General features: G+C 53.1%; 19 protein-coding genes and 1 pseudogene. 13 read left to right on the top strand and 7 right to left on the bottom strand.

All coding sequences use genetic code 11. The features are described from left to right. Window positions 1-22 precede the first annotated feature (22 nt). The 4 genes and pseudogenes from K2F33_RS33315 to K2F33_RS33300 all read left to right on the top strand — a co-directional run bounded on the left by K2F33_RS33315 (window position 23) and on the right by K2F33_RS33300 (window position 3,411). The gene (locus tag K2F33_RS33315) at window positions 23-703 is read left to right on the top strand and encodes a Na-translocating system protein MpsC family protein (protein ID WP_089545799.1); all 681 of its coding nucleotides are present in this window, start codon (window positions 23-25) and stop codon (window positions 701-703) included. 114 nt (window positions 704-817) lie between these two features. Then, complete coding sequence (locus tag K2F33_RS33310; protein WP_076170509.1) at window positions 818-1,204, top strand: response regulator; 387 nt, start codon at window positions 818-820, stop codon at window positions 1,202-1,204. A gap of 85 nt (window positions 1,205-1,289) precedes the next feature. Then, window positions 1,290-2,066: a delta-lactam-biosynthetic de-N-acetylase gene (pdaA, locus tag K2F33_RS33305; protein ID WP_076170508.1), complete on the top strand. Its 777-nt coding sequence runs from the start codon at window positions 1,290-1,292 to the stop codon at window positions 2,064-2,066. A gap of 185 nt (window positions 2,067-2,251) precedes the next feature. Beyond that, window positions 2,252-3,411: pseudogene (locus K2F33_RS33300) on the top strand (phosphodiester glycosidase family protein). 37 nt (window positions 3,412-3,448) lie between these two features. Here K2F33_RS33300 and K2F33_RS33295 read toward each other — a convergent pair. Beyond that, window positions 3,449-4,300: a DegV family protein gene (locus tag K2F33_RS33295; protein WP_076170506.1), complete on the bottom strand. Its 852-nt coding sequence runs from the start codon at window positions 4,298-4,300 to the stop codon at window positions 3,449-3,451. Window positions 4,301-4,349: 49 nt separating this feature from the next. Beyond that, entirely contained in the window at window positions 4,350-4,787 is a 438-nt protein-coding gene (locus tag K2F33_RS33290) for a hypothetical protein (protein WP_076170505.1), read from the bottom strand. 176 nt (window positions 4,788-4,963) lie between these two features. On the opposite strand from K2F33_RS33290, the gene K2F33_RS33285 reads away from it, so the two are divergent. Then, on the top strand, window positions 4,964-5,344 hold the full coding sequence (locus K2F33_RS33285) for a DUF423 domain-containing protein (RefSeq protein WP_076170504.1): 381 nt from the start codon (window positions 4,964-4,966) through the stop codon (window positions 5,342-5,344). 106 nt (window positions 5,345-5,450) lie between these two features. On the opposite strand, the gene K2F33_RS33280 is transcribed toward K2F33_RS33285, so the two are convergent. Next, window positions 5,451-5,981 carry a hypothetical protein gene (locus K2F33_RS33280; RefSeq protein ID WP_089545800.1) on the bottom strand — a complete coding sequence of 177 codons (531 nt, stop codon included), beginning with the start codon at window positions 5,979-5,981 and terminating at the stop codon, window positions 5,451-5,453. 216 nt (window positions 5,982-6,197) lie between these two features. Here K2F33_RS33280 and K2F33_RS33275 point away from each other — a divergent pair, with 216 nt between their 5' ends. Beyond that, on the top strand, window positions 6,198-6,500 hold the full coding sequence (locus K2F33_RS33275) for a YunC family protein (RefSeq protein ID WP_076170502.1): 303 nt from the start codon (window positions 6,198-6,200) through the stop codon (window positions 6,498-6,500). Window positions 6,501-6,619: 119 nt separating this feature from the next. Here K2F33_RS33275 and mtnA read toward each other — a convergent pair whose 3' ends face one another. After that, a complete protein-coding gene (gene mtnA / locus K2F33_RS33270; protein WP_089545801.1) occupies window positions 6,620-7,705 on the bottom strand; it encodes an S-methyl-5-thioribose-1-phosphate isomerase in 1,086 nt (361 codons plus the stop codon). Beyond that, window positions 7,702-8,925 carry an S-methyl-5-thioribose kinase gene (gene mtnK / locus K2F33_RS33265; protein ID WP_076170812.1) on the bottom strand — a complete coding sequence of 408 codons (1,224 nt, stop codon included), beginning with the start codon at window positions 8,923-8,925 and terminating at the stop codon, window positions 7,702-7,704. The genes mtnA and mtnK overlap by 4 nt, the downstream gene beginning before the upstream one ends. A gap of 321 nt (window positions 8,926-9,246) precedes the next feature. On the opposite strand from mtnK, the gene K2F33_RS33260 reads away from it, so the two are divergent. From K2F33_RS33260 to sufB, 6 genes are all read left to right on the top strand, one after another. Further along, on the top strand, window positions 9,247-9,708 hold the full coding sequence (locus K2F33_RS33260; RefSeq protein WP_076170500.1) for a Dps family protein: 462 nt from the start codon (window positions 9,247-9,249) through the stop codon (window positions 9,706-9,708). A 617-nt stretch (window positions 9,709-10,325) separates the two neighbouring features. After that, window positions 10,326-11,108 carry a Fe-S cluster assembly ATPase SufC gene (gene sufC / locus K2F33_RS33255; RefSeq protein ID WP_076170499.1) on the top strand — a complete coding sequence of 261 codons (783 nt, stop codon included), beginning with the start codon at window positions 10,326-10,328 and terminating at the stop codon, window positions 11,106-11,108. Window positions 11,109-11,133: 25 nt separating this feature from the next. Then, window positions 11,134-12,438, top strand: coding sequence for a Fe-S cluster assembly protein SufD (sufD, locus tag K2F33_RS33250; RefSeq protein WP_263880668.1), 1,305 nt, complete (start codon window positions 11,134-11,136; stop codon window positions 12,436-12,438). Further along, window positions 12,435-13,646: a cysteine desulfurase gene (locus tag K2F33_RS33245; protein ID WP_076170497.1), complete on the top strand. Its 1,212-nt coding sequence runs from the start codon at window positions 12,435-12,437 to the stop codon at window positions 13,644-13,646. Before sufD ends, K2F33_RS33245 begins: the two co-directional genes overlap by 4 nt. Further along, window positions 13,646-14,077 (top strand): Fe-S cluster assembly sulfur transfer protein SufU, encoded by a 432-nt coding sequence (sufU, locus tag K2F33_RS33240; protein ID WP_076170810.1) that lies wholly within the window; start codon window positions 13,646-13,648, stop codon window positions 14,075-14,077. Before K2F33_RS33245 ends, sufU begins: the two co-directional genes overlap by 1 nt. 21 nt (window positions 14,078-14,098) lie before the next feature. Then, window positions 14,099-15,496, top strand: coding sequence for a Fe-S cluster assembly protein SufB (gene sufB / locus K2F33_RS33235; protein ID WP_076170496.1), 1,398 nt, complete (start codon window positions 14,099-14,101; stop codon window positions 15,494-15,496). Window positions 15,497-15,726: 230 nt separating this feature from the next. Here sufB and K2F33_RS33230 read toward each other — a convergent pair whose 3' ends face one another. Continuing rightward, window positions 15,727-16,776: an HD-GYP domain-containing protein gene (locus K2F33_RS33230; RefSeq protein ID WP_076170495.1), complete on the bottom strand. Its 1,050-nt coding sequence runs from the start codon at window positions 16,774-16,776 to the stop codon at window positions 15,727-15,729. A gap of 89 nt (window positions 16,777-16,865) precedes the next feature. Beyond that, entirely contained in the window at window positions 16,866-17,594 is a 729-nt protein-coding gene (gene moaD / locus K2F33_RS33225; protein WP_076170494.1) for a molybdopterin converting factor subunit 1, read from the bottom strand. 130 nt (window positions 17,595-17,724) lie between these two features. Here moaD and K2F33_RS33220 point away from each other — a divergent pair, with 130 nt between their 5' ends. After that, the gene (locus K2F33_RS33220; RefSeq protein WP_412974029.1) at window positions 17,725-19,161 is read left to right on the top strand and encodes a bifunctional metallophosphatase/5'-nucleotidase; all 1,437 of its coding nucleotides are present in this window, start codon (window positions 17,725-17,727) and stop codon (window positions 19,159-19,161) included. Window positions 19,162-19,174: the final 13 nt, after the last annotated feature.

Below are 19,174 nucleotides of genomic sequence, written 5' to 3'. Positions count from 1 at the left end.
TGATGAGAAGGAGAGAGCTGTCATGTTGTATACAGCCAATCACACCAACCAAATCGCGGCATTTACCGGCAAGCTGCTGAGGGACAGGTTTGGCAAAGGTCCGGAGTCGGTGCATGTATCCGTCGGAAACTACGGGATCGCACTCCATATCCGCAATTTTATTGGACCTGTCGAGCGGTTTCTTTTGAACAAGGAAGAAGAAAAAGCATTTCGATATACCCGCGAGCTGCTGATGGAGTCTCTGCTTCCTGAATTGAAGGCGTATCTGGAGAAGGAAATGGACATCCGCCTGGAAGAGGTTTACTACGACTGGGGATTACATAACGCTTCGGGGATCATTGTCGGGCTTAAGGCAGACCAGATCATCGAAGCCGAGGATTATGCGGGCCGTGATGCGCTACATAATGAAGTTAACCGGGTCACCGGTATCGTCCAGAAGGTTCCCCGGAAGGTGTACTCCTGGTGGATGAACCCCAAAACTTTAATTGTCGTCCGGGAAGGACTTCTGATTCTGATCGAGAAGGAATTAATCAATACCGGTTTTGATGAAGTTTTGCGGACAACGAAGAGAAAGCTTGAGAAGCGGTATTTTGAGGAAGAAACCCAGCTGGGGGGGATTTTGGGCCGGACCCTGGCCGATTTTTACGTGGACTGGGATTTTGATAGAGATAAAAGCGTGATTGCCTGCACATTCCAGGATTAGGCGGTCACCAGGCGGTAATGGGTCAGACATGATTGGAACATGAGCTGAACATAAGCCAAAGAAGGAGCTGGAGCGCTCTTTCTTTGGCTTTTTTTCATGGTAGGAGGTTTAAAAATGAAGAGCAATTATGACATTTTATGTGTGGAGGACGACGGAATTAATATGTCTCTCATGCGGCATATTTTCAAAAAAATTCCTAACGCCACCATGTGGGAGGCCTGTACAGGGGAGGAAGCGGTAGAGATCGCCACGGCCAGATGCCCCGATCTGATCATCATGGACATCCAGCTGCCCGGAATGAGTGGATATGATGCTCTAGCCTGCCTCCAGGCCAATGAAAAGACAAGGGCAATCCCGGTGGTGGCCGTCAGCTCTTATGCGATGGCGTCGGATATCGCCAAGGGGAGACAGGCAGGTTTTATCGAATACATTACGAAGCCATTCTACATTAAGCACTTTATTCAGGTGATCGATTCTATTCTCCGGCGGCTGCCATTTTGAAAATATCACATAACTTTGCATCGGATGTGGCATATTACGTTATAGCTTTTAGTGCCTATAATCCAACGCAGGGGGAAATTTCAAGATGAAGCGTTTTGCGTTTGCTGCGGTTGCCGCACTGTTACTGTGCTGCGGATTTTTCCAGGAGACAGCGGCTGCGGACAGCCCTTATCATTTTGGCTTTAAGAAAAGCAGGAACGGTCAGCTTCCTTCCATCAATGAAGAAGGCTTTAAAGACATTCTGCAGAAGAATGGTGCGATCTTCCTGGGGGATACAACCCAGAAAGAGCTGTATTTGACGTTTGACAACGGGTATGAAAACGGGTTCACGCCTAGAATCCTGGATGTTTTGAAAGAAAAGAAAGTGCCGGCTATTTTTTTTCTGACGGGACATTATGTAAAGGACAAGCCGGAGCTCGTAACCCGGATGGTCACCGAGGGCCATCTGGTGGGCAATCATTCCTGGACGCATCCGGATATGACCCAGATTTCCAACGCGCAGCTCAAGGAAGAGCTGGATAAGGTCAAGCAGAGCGTAACCGGGACGACCCGCCAGAAGGAGATGGCATACGTGCGTCCTCCCCGGGGGATTTTCAGCGACCGCACGCTTGCGGCATCACGCGCTGAAGGTTATACGACGGTATTCTGGTCCGTAGCGTACAAGGACTGGGACGTGAACGATCAGAAGGGGGCTGACTATGCCTACCGTCAAGTGATGGCGCAGTTGCATCCGGGGGCGGTCATTCTGCTGCACTCCATTTCGAAGGATAACACGGAGGCGCTGGCCCGGATCATCGACGATGCCCGTAAGCAGGGCTATGAGTTCAAAAGCTTGGACCAACTGAAGCGGCCAACTTACTAATCCGAATAGGAAGACGCCAGGCCAATGTGGCTTGGTGTTTTTTTTGTGCTTTTACGGCAGCGTTAATGGAAAATATTTGTATCCTATTGTTGATAATGCCCGAATATATGAAACCTTCCTCCCTGATTTCGCGTCTATTCTACGTGGGACTTAGGACCCGAGTTCATGAGATGGGGGAAGTAACCATGGAGCAAGCATCGCTGCCCAAACGTTCAAGCGTAAGAAACCAACGGTCCGCTCCAAAAGGGACAAAGAAAAGGAAAAAGAAAAAGGGAGGTTTCCTGCGATTCAGTATACGCTTGTTCTGGAGCCTGGTTCTGGTCGGTGCCGCGGCAGCCGCGTGGTTGTTCCTGACGGTATCCGGCAATCATTTTCGTTACCTGATAGCGGATACGCTCATAACGACACAGCATCGCTATTTGGCGAAATATATTATTGGACAGGACGAGCTGAACAAGCGCGTAGCGGAATACAACAAGCGGTTTGAAGCCATGGGCGTCGAAAAAGATACGCACCAAATCAAGCTGCCGGTGCAAACCCAAACGGCTTCCGCCGAAGCCGGCAAGGAGATGGAGAAGCCGCCCCTTGTGGAGATTGAGGAAGTTTCGGGTAAAGGGTATCACGGGGGTATGTAATGACCGTTCACGATCCGACAAAAATCCGTCTGGGCGTTCCCGCAAAGCGCGGCAAAGGCGAGAAGGTCTCCAGCATGGTCAAGCGCTACGGCGCGATCGCCGGCGTGAACGGAGGCGGATTCGCCGACCCGAACTGGAAAGGGAACGGCTTTAAGCCGATCGGCATCGTCATATCGCAGGGGAAGCTGTATTACAACGGATTGGGAAAAAATGCGACCACCCAGGTGGTAGGCATTGACCGGGACGGCAAAATGATCGCCGGCAACTATTCGCTAAAGGAATTGGACCGGATGGGGGTTCAGGAAGCGGTGACGTTTCAGCCGCGGATCATCGTCAACGGCAAAGGGCTCATCAAGAATGCCGCCGAAGGCTGGGGCATCGCGCCGCGGACCGCCATGGGCCAGCGTGAGGACGGGGCCATCCTGTTTGTTGTTATTGACGGAAGACAGCCGACGTACAGCGTCGGAGCCAATTTATACGATGTCCAGCAGATCATGCTGAAGCACGGAGCGGTGATCGCTGCCAATCTGGACGGAGGATCCTCCACCGTCCTCGTCAAAGATAATGAAATTGTGAACAAACCGTCATCGGAATACGGGGAACGGTATTTGCCTACCGCGTTTCTGGTGTTTGAACACCCAGAGCAGGCGGACATCCCGAATATATGGGCGGGCCTCAATCCGAGGGACATCGACCCTTCGAAGAAGTAAGAATTGTTTATATATACAAGAAAAAAAAGCCTGAAAATCAGGCTTTTTTGGAATAAATGATTCCGATCGTTTTGGCACCGCAGTGGGAGCTAATGACACAGCCGGCATCCGAGAGGGCAACCTCGCGGGCGCCGGTTTTTTGTTCCAGCAGCCTTTTGATCGCTTCCGCATCTTCAGCCGCCATGGAATGGGTGACGAAGATGAGATCGTTGTCCATCTCGTCCTTCTTGTCCAGCGTATTGTTGACCATCTGCTCCAGAGCCTTTTCCCGCTTGCCGCGGACCTTGTAGGCCGGAGTCATCTTACCGTCGATCACCTTGATGACCGGCCGGATCTTGAGCAGGCTGCTCATGAGGTTCTGCATGCCTGAGCAGCGTCCGCCCTTGTACAGATATTCTAGCGAATCAATGACGAATTCGGTCTCTACGAGCGGCTTAACGGTCTCCACGATGCCGGCGATTTCACGGGCGCTTTTCCCCTGTTCTGCCGCGGCCACCGCTTTCATGACCAGCAGGCCGATGCCGGTGGTCAGATTCCGTGAATCCACGACCGTGATTCGTCCCTCCGGAAACTCCTCACCTGCAATCAGCGCGTTCTGATAAGTCGAGGATAGCTCGGACGACAGGCTGATATAAACGATATCCCGTCCTTCTTCCACAAACGGGGTGAATGCCGCGATAAAATCGGACGGAGACGGAGCGGCCGTCTTGGGAAGGCTGCCCGTCTGCTCCACCTTGGCATACAATTCGGGTGTCGTTAAGTCGACGCCGTCCCTGTAATTCTGGTCCCCGAACGTAACGTACAGCGGAATAATGCCGATGTCATGGGCTTTGATCCAATCGTGAGGAAGGTCGCATGTGCTGTCGGCAAATATTTTGACTTGAGACATAAGATCACCTTTTTCTTCTAATAGACTGCTGGACTGCGGGTAAAGTCCGCTAGACTGCGGCGGAGGCCATGAAGTATATAAAGAACAAGCCGATACTGAGCACGATGACGGCATTCACAATAAGCCCGATGATGGCAAAGATCTTTTTGCGGTTCCTGATGGCCGTCCCCACAATGCCCAGAATCGTTCCGACCACGTTGATGACAACCAGTGCGATCATCAGCAGACCGACGACGCCGAGGCCAAGAATTGCATTGGAATTCGGACCGTCCAGCATACCTTCTTCGAGATAAGGAGCCATAATGGCGCCTGCTGCCGCGGCACTGATGATATAACCCAGCAAACTGACCAGGCCCATGACAAAGGATGCGATGCCTGGCCCGGAATGCTTCAGCGCAGCAGGGGGAACGAACTGAGCATGGGGCGAATGGGGCCCCGGGTTCTGCTGGAATCCGTCCGGCTGGTGCGGAGGCTGGTTTGAATCCATGAAATCACTCTCTCCTTCGAATCGATAGATATGCTTCTTACTTTTCCATAAGATCCCGTAAAAATCAAGCTGATTTGGGCAGTCTTGAGCCATGGTGGTGGAAAAGGCGGCGTCCGATCGGTTAAAATAGTTAACAGTTTGTTAGTAGATTAGGAACATCCAAAGGAGTTGTCGATGTGCAGCGTAAATTTATATTGACCGGCGCCCTGATGGCGATGCTGTCCGTGGTGATCGGAGCATTCGGAGCCCACATGCTGGAACCTATTGTCGGAGAGTCGGCGATGAAGGTTTATGAAACTGGGGTTCAATATCATATGGCGCACGCCTTGGGGATCATACTGATTGGGGTCGTTGCGGGGTTATGGGGAGATTCGCGCAAGCTGGCCTGGGCGGGATGGCTGCTGCTGGCCGGAATCATTCTGTTTTCCGGAAGTCTGTATGTGCTCGCCATCACCGGGATCAAAGTGCTTGGCGCCATTACGCCGCTTGGAGGCGTTGCCTTCATCATCGGCTGGATCTGCCTGATTGCGGAAGCCGCCTCGCGCAGACGAGCCTGACCCGTCCATATCGGAGGAGAACAGAAGAAAGCCCGTCTTCGGCTTAGTGAGCCGGGACGGGCTTGTTTTAGTGTTATAAGCTTCGGAGAAACGGAGCCTTATCCTATTAGATGACCTCGTCCACTTCGTTCAGCTTAAAGGTATAAACCTGTTTCTCATCCACGTGATATACGTTCAGCATCTGGTGTTCCTCATCATAATTCAGGATCCGGCACGGCATATGAATGTGCTGCCCGCTCCGGTTGGCCGTCAGCCGGATCAGCCGGTTGTCACGGATGTATACCTGAATCCAATCATAAATGTCCGAACCGCCATGCACCGGGTTTCGGGGCGGCTGGCTTTTTGCATTTTTCCCCACGGCCGCTGTACGCAGTTCCGCTTCCTTGATCGGAGCAGGGGGAACGGACGGGCGGGAAGGCTCTTCTTTGGAAAGGAGAGATTTGCGCTTGTCCTGAAGCATCGATTCAATCAATCGCCCCAGTTCAATTCCCGATTTGATGCGAAAATCCGCAATATGCCCGTTGCCGTTCAGCATGCCGAGGAGTTCTTGAAGCGCCAGGGCATTAGAGGGACTTTTCACTAAGATGTCGACGTTGAATAAAAAACCCGATTCGTCATTGGATTGATTGTTGTCCATGGATCCCCCAAACTATACGTTCAAATTAGATATGAAAGTGACTAAATAATATCATGAATGTGAATAGAATCATAGTCCTAATGTCGGAGTGGATAGCAACTTTCTTCCTATTTATTTCGGCGCATTTTGGTTATGGACGTCCGCACAGTCACCCCTTCCCCCGGGCGAATACAATGATGCTGGATGGATATCACGCCTGGGGAGGTGTACAGCTGAATGGTGACCATGGTGCCGATTACCGTCGGGGGGCACAGCTTTGTTGGGGTAGAGGTTAAGCTGCCCAAGACGACGCTGCTCACGATCAACTCGCCGAAAGGGTACATTATGTGCGGGGCGCTGGACGTAGGCCTGCTTAACACGAGACTGGCGGAGCGAAAAATCATTGCGGGCCGGGCTGTCGGCGTCAAAACGCTGCAGGAATTGCTTGAAGCGCCGCTGGAGTCGGTGACGACCGAGGCCGAGGCGCTCGGAATCGTTCCGGGCATGCCAGGGCATGAAGCTCTGTTAAAAATGGTGTAATGGCCTCAAGGCCGCCGACTGGAAAGCAATAAAAAGCCAGCCCTGGCAGGGCTGGCTGAGCCGGTGGCATTTCGGCGATTAGAGACACTAGCCCGAAAGATCCACATTGGCCAAGTTCATTAAGCTTGGAAAAGGGCGGCGAGGTTCTCGGCGAACGGCGCTTTGACGATCCCCTTTTCCGTGATGATGGCTGTTACATATTCGTGAGGCGTGACATCAAACGCCGGGTTGTAGACCTTGATGCCTTCAGGAGCGGTTCTCTTCCCGAAGCCCTCGGTGACTTCCTCAGCCGGCCGCTCTTCAATCGGGATGTTGTCCCCTGTAGGGGTGTTCAGATCGATCGTCGACAACGGGCAGGCGACGTAGAACGGAATGCCATGGGCCTTGGCCAGCACGGCCAGGCTGTACGTGCCGATCTTGTTGGCGACGTCGCCGTTGGCGGCCACCCGGTCGGTGCCGACGATCACCGCCTGCACCCACCCCTTGGACATGACCATGCCTGCCATGTTATCGCAGAGCAGCGTCACGTCAATTCCGGCCTGCTGCAGCTCGAAGGCCGTCAGCCGCGCGCCCTGCAGCACAGGGCGCGTCTCATCGGCATACACTTTCAGCTGTATGCCCTGTTCCTGGGCCAAATACATCGGCGCGGTCGCCGTTCCGTATTTGGCCGTAGCCAGCCCGCCTGCATTGCAGTGGGTGAGCACGCCCATGCCGTCCCGGAACAGGGGCAGTGCATTCTCCCCGATGCGGCGGCACACTTCCTCGTCCTCCGCTTGAATCGCGTTGGCCTCGGCGAGCAGGGCCTCGTTCAGGTCGGCAACGCTGCCTCCCCGGCCGGCCAGCTCATGCGCTTTCCCTTTCATCCGGTCCAGCGCCCAGAACAGATTGACCGCCGTCGGCCGCGAGGTGGCCAGATAGGCGCTGACCTTGACGACATGGTCGTCCCAGGCGGCGGCATCGACGCCTCCATACTGGCGCGCCCCGAGCACTACGCCGTAAGCGGCGGCGATGCCGATGGCTGGCGCGCCCCGGACTTTCATCGCATGGATCGATTCCCACACTTCTTCGGGTGTGAACAAATCCAGATAGACGATGGCGTCCGGAAGCAGGCGCTGATCCAGCAGGATCAGCTTGTCGCCGCCCCATTGGACGGAAGTTAACGGTTCGCTGCGTCGTTGTGTTTGTTCTTGGTTGTCATTACTCATTTTACGGCTCCTTTAAGCGGCTCGGCTTCCTTCACCAGCCGGACGATGTCTTCGCCGGACTGGATGGTCCGGTTGAATAGAACGAGCTGTTTGCCGATAGCCAGCGCCGTACGCTGCGCCTTCTCCCGGAGCTTTACGTCCGCGATCGTGTCGATGTCGGCCACATGGGACAAGCCGACGATGCGCCGGATCATTTTGCAGCCGGCGAATCCGCAGGCATCCCGCAGTACTTTGGCCACGTAGGCGTCCTGGTAGCCGGGTGCTTTCGCAAGCGGGTCTCTGGCATCCTCATCCCACAGCTTGCGGAAGCGGATTTCAAATTCGGACCAGACGTCCGAAACCATGCGCAGAAGACGCTCTTGATTGCCGAGAACCTCCGACTCCGCGGCATCCCAGCCTGGCCGGGAAGCGTAGTTCAGCAGCAGGTTGCCGATGATGGCGCCGAGGTCAAAGCCCATCGGCCCGTAGTAAGCAAACTCGGGATCAATCACTTTGGTCGATTCCGGTGTGACAAAAATGCTGCCGGTATGCAGATCGCCGTGAACCAGCGCTTCGGTCCGGGTCAGGAAGGCTTCCCGGAGCAGGGCGACTTCCAGATGGAGCTTGCCGTTCTCCCGCAGCTCCTTCGCCTCATCCTCCAGGTAGTCCGGGTAGTTGTTGTTATCGGAAAACCGGTATGGATCGTCAAAGATCAAATCCTCGGTAATTTTGCACAGATCCGGATTGATGAATTTACGTACCTGTTCTTTCTTTTCCTGCGGGTTCAGGTACAGATCCGAGGTATAGAACAGCGTCCTGGCCGTAAATTCGCCGATATGGCGGGCAAACAACGGATAGGCTTGTCCTTCGATCAGCCCTTTGCGCATAATCGTGTGGTCGCTCAGGTCTTCCATGACGGTTATCGCCAGGTCATCGTCGTAGGAGAACACCTGCGGTGCCAGTCCGGGGCACAGGCGGTACTGCACTTGAAGCGCCTCGCGTTCAATGCGCGCCCGATCCAGGGACAACGGCCAGGATTCCCCGACCACCTTCGCATAAGGAAGGGCTTGTTTGACAATGATACTTTTATCGCTGTTCCGGTCCGTAATATGGAACACTAAGTTCAGGTTGCCGTCACCGATTTCTTTGCATTCCAGCTGCGCATCGGGCGTGAAGTGCCCCGGAATGCCGCGGACGAGAGAAATGGCGTCTTGGACGGTGAGCGGGTGATATGTGGACATGGAAGTCACCTCCGTATAATAAGGAAACGCGAATAAAGCCAACTTGTTCACTTGGTTATAAAACAGTATATAGGATTGCCGACCTCTTTTGAATCTTTTTTTCAGTGAGAGCGTTTGAAAACGAAAGACCCTGCCATTTATGGGCAATTGTTTCGTGCAGCAGGTTGAAGGGTAAGATAAGGGCAGGGAGGCACGCAGCCCAGATTACTCTCGGAAGAGCCTCCCCATACTTATACGAAAACTCCAGCCGGACCCCGAAGCTGCCGTTGTATGCGGCATTGGAGAGGGAAGGCCATATACTTAAAAAAGGAAGGGATATTCATGGCAAAAACGTCATCCAAATCGAAAACATCCACTTTGGAGCAAATCCTAAACCAACAAGTTGCGAACCTGAACGTCCTGTATGTCAAAATCCATAACTACCATTGGTATGTAAAGGGTGAGCATTTCTTTACCCTCCACGTAAAATTTGAAGAACTGTACGACGATATTACGCTGAAAATGGACGAAGTGGCTGAACGGCTGCTTACGATTAAAGGAAGCCCTGCTGCGACGATGAAGGAGTACCTGGACATCGCAACCATTCAGGAAGCTTCCGGCAATGAAGACCAGCGCAAAATGGTGCAGACCCTGATCGAGGACTTTGCCACCGTTGCCGAGGAAATGAGCGAAGGAATCAGCCTGGCGGAGGAAGCCGGCGACCATCCGACGGCCGACATGTTTATCAAGATCAAGAGCGATCTCGAAAAGCATATGTGGATGCTCCGTTCTTACCTGGGATAAGGGATGCTTCTTTCGCGAAAGCCCGGAAGTGCGCTGGCCGCCAGCGCACTTTTTGTGTCCCGGATCAACCTTTGACGGCATAACGTATAAGACCGCGTTGCCTTTTTGATGAATCAGACATGAATCGGACGTACGGGAAATTGAGAAATGGGATCCGGTCTCTGGCGGCTGTTCCCGATAATGATTCCGAGCGTCTGCGCGGTTGTCAGGATCCTCCATGCTGCTGTTCCTTGGATGTGGGAATGCAATCCATAACATATCGTAGAATGTTCACGAAACGCCAGCCGGTGATGAGAACGATGGCTCCGTTGCCGGATGCTGCAGAACTTCCGCGAAATCCGTTCGTCATGAACAGCATCCATGGAAAAATTTGATATTGTAAGGAAACAGGCTTGGCTGCAACCGCGGCGAAGCCTGTTTCTGTAATGAAACACCAGGTTTACTCCGACGGGCGGTTGATATGATTCGCCATTTATTATAAAATTGTGATAATCATTGAGAATCAATTTAGACTCATTACAAATTGATAATAATGATTGATTGAAATCGGGGAGCGCGTCCCTGTTGAAATAGACTTTCTGATTTCGGCAAAACATTTAACGGAGGGAAAAACGAATATGGCTACTAATTTCACCATTGAAGGACTTAAAGCGACAATCGAGGGCAAGGAAATCCTGAAAGGCATCAACCTGGAAATGAAGGGCGGAGAAATCCACGCCATCATGGGACCTAACGGTACCGGTAAAAGTACACTTGCTTCCGCTTTGATGGGACATCCTAAATATGAAGTAACGGACGGCAGCGTAACCCTGAACGGCGAAGACGTTCTGGAAATGGGCGTTGACGAGCGTGCGCGCGCCGGCCTGTTCCTTGCTATGCAGTACCCGAGCGAAATTACGGGCGTGACCAATTCCGACTTCCTTCGCAGTGCCATCAATGCACGCCGTGAAGAAGGCAATGAAATTTCGCTGATTCGTTTCATCCGTCAAATGGAAGCGAAGATGAAAGAACTGGATATGAACCCTGAGTTTGCCCATCGTTATTTGAACGAAGGTTTCTCCGGCGGTGAGAAGAAGCGGAACGAAATTTTGCAAATGATGATGATCGAACCTAGCATTGTCATCCTGGACGAAATCGACTCCGGTCTGGATATCGACGCTTTGAAAATTGTTGCCAGCGGTGTAAACGCGATGCGCAGCGACGACCGCGGTTTCTTGATTATTACCCACTATCAGCGCCTGCTTAACTACGTGAAGCCTGATTTTGTACATGTTATGATGCAGGGCCGCATCGTGAAATCCGGTGGTCCTGAACTGGCGGAGCGCCTGGAAGCAGAAGGTTACGATTGGGTGAAGGAAGAACTCGGTATCGAAGACGAAACTGTAGGTCAAGAAGCGTAAAGATAACGGAAGGAGGAGAACGAAGATGACAACACAAACCATTCTTCCGGTTAACGCTGAAGGCCTGAGCGCGCTGTCGAAGGGCAGCAACGAGCCGGCCTGGCTCACGGAAAATCGTCTGAAAGCATTGGAACTCGCGGCAACCCTCGAGCTGCCGAAACTCGAAAAAACGAGAATCGAACGCTGGGATATTCAAAATTACGGAAGCTTCAAATCGGTAAGCCCGATTGCATCGCTGGCTGAAGCTCCTGAATCGATTCGGGAACTGATCAAGGACCAGGAAGCGGGCAACCTGATTATCCAGCGCAATTCCGGAACTGTGTATACGAAGCTGTCTCCTGAGCTGGCTGCTCAAGGCGTCATTTTCACCGATCTGGCGACGGCCGTGAAGGACCACGAGGATCTCGTTAAGGCTCACCTTCATACGGCTGTTACAGCGGATGAGAGCTCCGTAGCCGCACTGCATGCCGCATTGTGGAACGGCGGGGTGTTCCTGTATGTTCCAAAAAATGTGGAGGTATCCGTACCGCTGCAGGCCGTTCTGCTGACAGACGACGAGGAAGCGACCTTTGCTCCTCATATTCTGGTCATTGCCGATACGAACAGTTCTGTAACCTATGTAGATAACTATGTATCCGGTACATCCGGTAAACCGGTCACTCATAACGGCGCCGTTGAGGTATTCGCCAAATCGGGAGCGAAAGTCCGGTTTGCGACAATTCATCAAATGGGCACGAACGTGACGGACATCAGCTACCGCCGTGCCGTGATCGAGAACGACGCGTCCATGGAATGGATTGTCGGCGAAATGAACAGCGGCGATACCGCCAGCGATACTTACTCGATTCTGAAAGGAAACGGATCGACGTCCGATTCCAAGATCATCGCCGTCGGCTCCGGTTCGCAGAAGCTGAACTACACGACTCGTGCGAACCACTTCGGCAAGAGCTCCGAGAGCCAAATGATTACCCGTGCGGTTATGCGTGAAGAAGCACTGGCCATCATCAACGGCATCACCAAGATCGAGAAGGGCGCGACCAAATCCGACGGACAGCAAACGGAGAAAGTGCTGATGCTGAGTCCGAAAGCACGCGGTGACGCCAACCCGATCCTGCTGATCGACGAGGACGATGTTAAGGCAGGTCATGCTGCATCCGTCGGCCAGGTCAACCCTGAACAAATTTACTACCTGATGTCCCGCGGGATTTCCCGCGAAGTTGCGGAATCCCTGATCATCTATGGATTCCTGGCACCGGTCGTATCTCAGATTCCGCTTGAAGGCCTGCGTACGCAGCTTCAATCGGTCATCGAAGGGAAGTTGGGACAATGAACCGCGACATTCTCGAGCAGTTTCCCATCCTGAATCAGGAAATAAACGGCCACCCGCTGGTATATCTTGATAATGCGGCGACTTCCCAGAAACCGCTCGCTGTGATCGAGGCTGTCAAACGCTATTACGAGCATGACAACGCCAACGTGCACCGCGGGGTGCATACGCTTGGAAGCCGTGCAACGGATGCTTATGAAGGCGCGCGCGAGAAGGTAGCTAAGTTCATTAACGCCAAGAGCACGAAGGAAATTATTTTTACGCGTGGAACGACGACAGCCCTGAATCTGGTGGCTTCATCGTTCGGGCGCTCGATTTGCCAGGAAGGCGATGAAATCGTCCTGACCCCGCTGGAACACCACAGTAATCTAATTCCTTGGCAGCAGGTGGCAAAAGCCACCGGCGCCACGTTGAAATATGTTAAACTACAAGAAGACGGTTCAGTCACCTTGGCCGAAGTCGAGAAAGTCGTCACCGAGAAAACCAAGATCATCGCGATGGGCTATGTGTCCAACGTCATGGGCGTGGTTAACCCGGTGAAGGAAGTTGCCGAGCTGGCGCACCGCCATGGCGCGTATATGGTCGTGGACGGCGCCCAAAGCACGCCTCACATGAAGATCGATGTTCAGGATCTGGATTGCGACTTCTACGCCTTCTCCGGCCATAAGATGTGCGGTCCTACCGGCATCGGTGTACTGTACGGCAAAAAGGCGCTGCTCGAATCCATGGAACCGGTGGAATTCGGCGGTGAAATGATTGACGATGTCGGACTATACGATTCTTCCTGGAAGGAGCTGCCCTGGAAGTTTGAAGGGGGCACCCCGATTATCGCCGGAGCGGTTGGGCTTGCTGCAGCCATCGATTTTCTCGAGGAAATCGGCATGGATCAAATCGAGGAGCATGAGCAGAAGCTCGCGAAGTATGCGATCGAGCGGTTATCGGAAATTGAAGGCCTGAAGCTTTATGGTCCGCGTGTACGTAAAGTGGGCTTGGTCACCTTCAATTTGGGAGATGTGCATCCGCATGATGTGGCTACGGTTCTGGATGCCAGCGGGGTTGCGATCCGCGCAGGCCATCACTGCTGCCAGCCGCTCATGCGTTGGCTTGAGGCCAGTGCCACCGCCCGTGCAAGCTTTTATCTATACAATACCGAACAAGATGTAGATCGTCTGATCAGCGCCTTAATCCAGACAAAGGAGTATTTTGGATGATGGAACTTGACGACTTGTACCGGCGTGTCATAATGGATCATTATAAAAACCCCCGCAATCGGGGCAAATTTGAAAATGAAGCCGTGACGGTGGATCTGAACAACCCGACCTGCGGCGACAAAATTTCGCTTCAGCTTATTGTCGATAACGGCATTGTCAAAGATGCCAGATACACAGGCGAGGGCTGCTCCATCAGCATGTCCTCCGCCTCGATGATGACCGAAGCGGTCAAAGGCAAGACGCTTGAGGAAGCGAAGGAAATGGCTTCACGCTTTTCGTCGCTGATGCAGGGTGAGGACGTTCATTTTGACGATTACGAAGATATCGAAGCCCTGTCCGGAGTTAACAAGTTCCCGGCCCGCATTAAATGCGCAACGCTCGCTTGGAATGCACTGCGGAAAGGTATTGACGAGGAACGCATTAACCACTAACGATAGGGAGGCTGAATACTCATGGCCAAAAAAGCGCCTGAAATAGAAGAGTATAAATACGGATTCCGCGACGAACATAAAGCGGTATTCCAAACCGGTAAAGGACTTACCCGTGAGATTGTTACCGAAATTTCCAAAATCAAAAACGAGCCGGAATGGATGCTTGAATTCCGTCTGAAATCATTGGAGCAGTTCGAGAAAATGCCAATGCCTCGCTGGGGCGGCGACCTGGATGAACTGGACTTCAACGATATCCAGTACTACGTAAGACCTTCCGAGAAGCAAGGAAAGACGTGGGAAGAAGTACCGGCTGAGATCAAAGAAACCTTTGACAAGCTGGGTATTCCGGAAGCCGAGCAGAAATTCCTGGCCGGTGTATCCGCCCAGTATGAATCCGAAGTTGTGTATCACAACATGCAGAAAGACCTGGAAGACCAAGGGGTTATCTTCATGGATACCGACACAGCGCTGAAAGAGCATCCTGAAATTTTCAGAGAGCACTTTGCGACTGTCGTTCCTCCTACCGATAACAAATTTGCTGCGCTGAACAGTGCGGTATGGTCCGGCGGAAGCTTCATTTACGTTCCAAAAGGCGTTAAATGTGAAATCCCGCTGCAGGCTTACTTCCGGATTAATTCCGAGAACATGGGCCAATTCGAACGTACGCTGATCATTGCGGACGAAGACAGCTTCGTGCATTATGTCGAAGGCTGTACCGCTCCAATCTACAGCACGAACTCGCTGCACAGTGCGGTCGTTGAGATCATCTGTAAGAAAAACGCACGCGTGCGTTATACGACGATCCAAAACTGGGCGCCGAACATCTACAACCTTGTTACCAAACGGGCGGTAGCTGAAGAGAACGCCACGATGGAATGGGTAGACGGCAACATCGGCTCCAAGCTGACGATGAAATATCCGGCAGTGCTGCTGAAAGGACGCGGCGCGAAAGGCATGGTGCTGTCCATTGCGGTTGCAGGCAAAGGCCAGCATCAGGATGCAGGCGCTAAGATGATTCACTTGGCTCCGGATACGACGTCCACGATCGTATCGAAGTCGATCAGTAAGCACGGCGGCAAGGTCACCTACCGTGGTCTCGCTTCCTTCGGCCGCAACGCGGAAGGCGCGAAAGCCAACATCAAGTGCGATACGCTGATCCTGGATAACGAGTCCACTTCGGATACGATTCCGTACAACGAGATCAAGAACGACAACATCGTTCTGGAGCACGAAGCGACGGTATCCAAGGTATCGGAAGATCAGCTCTTCTACTTGATGAGCCGTGGTCTCACCGAAGCAGAGGCGACGCAAATGATCGTTATGGGCTTCATTGAGCCGTTCACGAAGGAGCTCCCAATGGAATACGCGGTCGAAATGAACCGCCTAATCAAGTTCGAGATGGAAGGCTCCATCGGTTAATAGTAAGCAGACAAAGCGTGTTCTGTGCAGCCGTTACGGCGGCTTCGCGGGACACGCTTTTTTATTAGAATAAGAGAGTATAAACTTCGGAGACTCGGCATCCTTTATATCGCAAGAAAAGCTTCGGATAAAAGCGGCCTGTCTTCTATGAAAGTACGTCGATAGACGGTTTTTTCTGGCCATCATTAAAAAGAAGCCCTCAACCGAGGGCTTCTTTTGCATTGAACGGGTTACATATAAATTTGATCGATGGCAATATTCCGGTCAGAGGACAGATCAATGAACCGGTCCTTGGTCTTCACAAGCGGACGGAAGAAATCCGCCGGATTGGTCATGATAATGGTGCCGGTTTCCCCGGAAGTCAGGGTGACCCGTTTGCCGATAAAGTTCGGGAGCATATGGCTGATAAATGCCTGGGTTGCCCGGGGGCTCAGCTTACCGAAGCTGAGGCTGTACAGCTCGCGGAGCACGGTCAGCAGTTCCTGCTTCGTCTGATACACACGGTTCGTTGTCATCGCACTAAACACGTCGGCCACCGCGGTAATCCGCGAAAAAGGATGGACTTCAAGTTCGCCGCACTGGTGGGGATACCCGCTCCCGTCGTCACGTTCATGATGCTGCAGCGCGACCAGCGCGGGAATTTCATCGTTGGTGGAGCTTCGGATGATATCGTAACCGTAGACGGTATGACGCTTCATTTCTTCAAATTCTTCCGGCGTAAGCTTGCCGGGTTTGTACAGCAGCTCGGCGGGGACGAGGCATTTGCCGATGTCATGCAAAAAACCCGCTTTTCCGGCTGCGTAGGCCTCCTCGGGAGCATACCCGAGCCAGGTAGATATGTAGTAGGAAAGAATGCCGACCTGAACGGAATGTTGGTATGTATATTCGTCTTCCGGATTGATGGACAAGAGGAGGGAGACCACGTCGGTATGGGTGCTGAGCCGGTCCACCAGCGGCTCCATAATGTCATTGACGACGGTCGTGTTGATCCGGCCTGTCGAAAGGGCTTCCAGATACAGCGACTCAAACCCTTCCACCGCTTGTCCAACCTGTTCTTCCACCTTGGAAGCAGGTTGACCGGAAAGGAACGGTGATGAAGCGGTCGGCTCATCCGGCCGGGAGGGGTCAACCTCCACATAAGCGATGCCATGCTGAATCAGCTTGCTGATCTCTTCAAGCTTCAGTTCCTTCCCTTTGTGGAGCACATGAAGCCCGATATCGTTAAACGTATCGGCTTGAAGCCGATCACCGGGCCGTAATTCCGTGACATGAACTCTCAAAACTGATCGTCACCTCATTGTTCAGATTGGAACCTATTGTTTTGAAATCTATATTAGCAAGAAAAATATGGATTATCAACGAACTCTTCTTAGACGGAAGGAGGGAGCGTCGGGTCCCACGGCCCCTTTTGATGTCCCTTCCATTCCGACCCGTCCTCCCAAATTTCCTTCTTCCAAATGGGCACGGACTGTTTGAGCTTCTCAATCGCATACCGGCTCGCTTCATAACAAGCCTCCCGGTGCCCGGTCGATACCGCGATGATGACGCTGATCTCTTTCACGTCGACTGTACCGATCCGGTGCGAAATCGCACAGCGCGTGCCCGGCCAACGTTCGGCGATTTCACGGCCGATCAATTCAAGCTGCGCCAGTGCCATCGGGATATACGCATCGTATTCCAAGTGAACGGTGCGCTGCTCACCCGTCATTTCCCGGGTTGTCCCGACAAAAGACAGCGTGGCGCCATGGTTGTCGTCCAGCACCTTGGACGTCACTTCATCAACGGACAGCGGCTGATCGGTAATACAGTATAAGCCGTCTGCTGATGCTTCCTGTACTGAGCTACTTCCGTCTCCGCCCGATACGGGCGGAATCAGGGCGACTTCGTCACCTTCCGTAATAAGCGCGTCACCCGGCGCATAATTCTGATTAACGGCAACAAAAGAAACGGAGATCTGCGCGGCAGCCTCCGGGTATAATTCGGTCAGCTTTTGTTTCAAGCCGTCGGCTGTGATGGATTCCCCTTCGACGGACAAAGGTAAAACAGAGGTTTGGAGCCGTTCTGCAAGACCGGCAAACAATCGAATATCAAGCTGCATTTCTTTCTCTCCTCGGGCGTGGTAGTTCATGTCTTCAATATACCATATCCACCTTGAAAATGTTATGCTTATCCCTAGGAGCATTTGGGCCTAACAAGGCGAGAACAGTGAAAGGGGAGGTTACCCAATGATGCTGCAGAACCAGGCAAAATCGATTACAATCCTGCATACGAATGATATACACAGCCACTTTGAAACGGTTAGTTCCATTGCAGCCCTGGCTGCCGCCGAACGCGCTCAGGCGGCGGAGAGTCCTCTTTTACTGGTGGATATAGGAGATCATATGGACCGGACGGCCGTCGAAACCGAGGGGACGATGGGCCAGACGAACATCGACATATTGAATTTAACGGGATATGAGGCGGTAACGATCGGGAACAATGAGGGGCTGACATTTACCCCGGACGTGCTGGAACGCCTTTATGCGGGCCTGCAGTCCCCGGTTATTTGCTGCAACATCCATGAGCAGCTCAGCTCGGCGCCGCCCGCATGGATGAAGAAACGCGTCATTCTGGACAAGGACGGAATCCGGATCGGGCTGACGGGAGCTACGGCTCCGTTCGCCGACTTCTACAAACTGCTCGGCTGGGATGCCCTGGAGCCGCTGCAAGCGTTGCAGGAGCAGGTGGAGGCGCTGCGTCCGGAGGCCGATATCGTGATCGTTTTATCCCACCTCGGGCTGTCTACCGACCGGCTGATGGCAGAACGGATTCCGGGTATCGATCTGATTCTCGGCGGGCATACCCACCATCTGCTGGAAGAGCCGCTGCGGATTGGTGATACGGTGCTGTGCGCAGCGGGAAAGTACGGTCAATACGTCGGTAAGGTCGTCATGACTCAACAGGATGACGGCCGTTTCCGTGTCATCGAGGGAGGATGCCAGCCAATTGATACCAACCTTTTAGATGAAACGGTGTCCCGCGCCCTTGGAATTCATCGCGAGCGGGCCGAAGAAGCCCTGAAAGAGCCTGTGGCGGTTACGGACCGGCCGCTGCCCCTGACGCATACGGGAGAATCGCCGTTCGGCAATTTGCTGGCGCAGTCGGTCCGCCAGTTTACCGGCGCGGAGCTGTCGCTCGTCAACACGGGGCAGCTGCTGGGCGATCTGCCGGAAGGGGAAATTACGGCGGGACTCCTTCACGAGCTCTGCCCATCTCCGATTAATCCCTGCGTGATCAGCCTCAAAGGGGAGCATATCCGGCGAAGCCTGGAGGAGAGCCTCCTGCCGGAATATTGGAGCAAGGAAATCCGGGGATTCGGGTTCCGCGGCAATGTTCTCGGCAATATCGCGGTGGACGGAATTGAAGTCTTGTACGATCCAAGCCGCATCCCTTATGATAGGATTGTTCAAATTTCGCTTCAGGGGGAGCCGCTGCGGGACGACCGGATGTACACTGTTGGAACGTTGGACATGTTTACATTCGGGACGGGATACGAGCAGATTTCTCGGGGGGAAGATCCGAAATACTTGCTTCCCGAGTTTTTGCGGGACCTGCTGAGACTTGAGCTCCAGCGTCCCGGAAGTCTGGATACCTGCGGCAAGCACCGTTGGATCGAGGTTGTTTAAGAAGGACCAGAGG

It is taken from the genome of Paenibacillus sp. PSB04, from assembly GCF_025809195.1.
Taxonomy (GTDB): domain Bacteria; phylum Bacillota; class Bacilli; order Paenibacillales; family Paenibacillaceae; genus Paenibacillus_AQ; species Paenibacillus_AQ favisporus.
The sequence above is the reverse complement of the archived record's forward strand: the minus strand, read 5'-3'. Positions and strand labels throughout refer to the sequence as shown.

Coding starts and splice junctions, on each gene's coding strand:
- sufU (WP_076170810.1), top strand. CDS start 13,646: ATGGAACTTGACGACTTGTACCGGCGTGTCATAATGGATCATTATAAA.
- mtnA (WP_089545801.1), bottom strand. CDS start 7,705: ATGAGTAATGACAACCAAGAACAAACACAACGACGCAGCGAACCGTTA.
- sufD (WP_263880668.1), top strand. CDS start 11,134: ATGACAACACAAACCATTCTTCCGGTTAACGCTGAAGGCCTGAGCGCG.
- K2F33_RS33315 (WP_089545799.1), top strand. CDS start 23: ATGTTGTATACAGCCAATCACACCAACCAAATCGCGGCATTTACCGGC.
- K2F33_RS33295 (WP_076170506.1), bottom strand. CDS start 4,300: ATGTCTCAAGTCAAAATATTTGCCGACAGCACATGCGACCTTCCTCAC.
- K2F33_RS33290 (WP_076170505.1), bottom strand. CDS start 4,787: ATGGATTCAAACCAGCCTCCGCACCAGCCGGACGGATTCCAGCAGAAC.
- sufB (WP_076170496.1), top strand. CDS start 14,099: ATGGCCAAAAAAGCGCCTGAAATAGAAGAGTATAAATACGGATTCCGC.
- K2F33_RS33275 (WP_076170502.1), top strand. CDS start 6,198: ATGGTGACCATGGTGCCGATTACCGTCGGGGGGCACAGCTTTGTTGGG.
- K2F33_RS33245 (WP_076170497.1), top strand. CDS start 12,435: ATGAACCGCGACATTCTCGAGCAGTTTCCCATCCTGAATCAGGAAATA.
- mtnK (WP_076170812.1), bottom strand. CDS start 8,925: ATGTCCACATATCACCCGCTCACCGTCCAAGACGCCATTTCTCTCGTC.
- K2F33_RS33310 (WP_076170509.1), top strand. CDS start 818: ATGAAGAGCAATTATGACATTTTATGTGTGGAGGACGACGGAATTAAT.
- K2F33_RS33260 (WP_076170500.1), top strand. CDS start 9,247: ATGGCAAAAACGTCATCCAAATCGAAAACATCCACTTTGGAGCAAATC.
- moaD (WP_076170494.1), bottom strand. CDS start 17,594: ATGCAGCTTGATATTCGATTGTTTGCCGGTCTTGCAGAACGGCTCCAA.
- sufC (WP_076170499.1), top strand. CDS start 10,326: ATGGCTACTAATTTCACCATTGAAGGACTTAAAGCGACAATCGAGGGC.
- K2F33_RS33220 (WP_412974029.1), top strand. CDS start 17,725: ATGCTGCAGAACCAGGCAAAATCGATTACAATCCTGCATACGAATGAT.
- pdaA (WP_076170508.1), top strand. CDS start 1,290: ATGAAGCGTTTTGCGTTTGCTGCGGTTGCCGCACTGTTACTGTGCTGC.
- K2F33_RS33280 (WP_089545800.1), bottom strand. CDS start 5,981: ATGGACAACAATCAATCCAATGACGAATCGGGTTTTTTATTCAACGTC.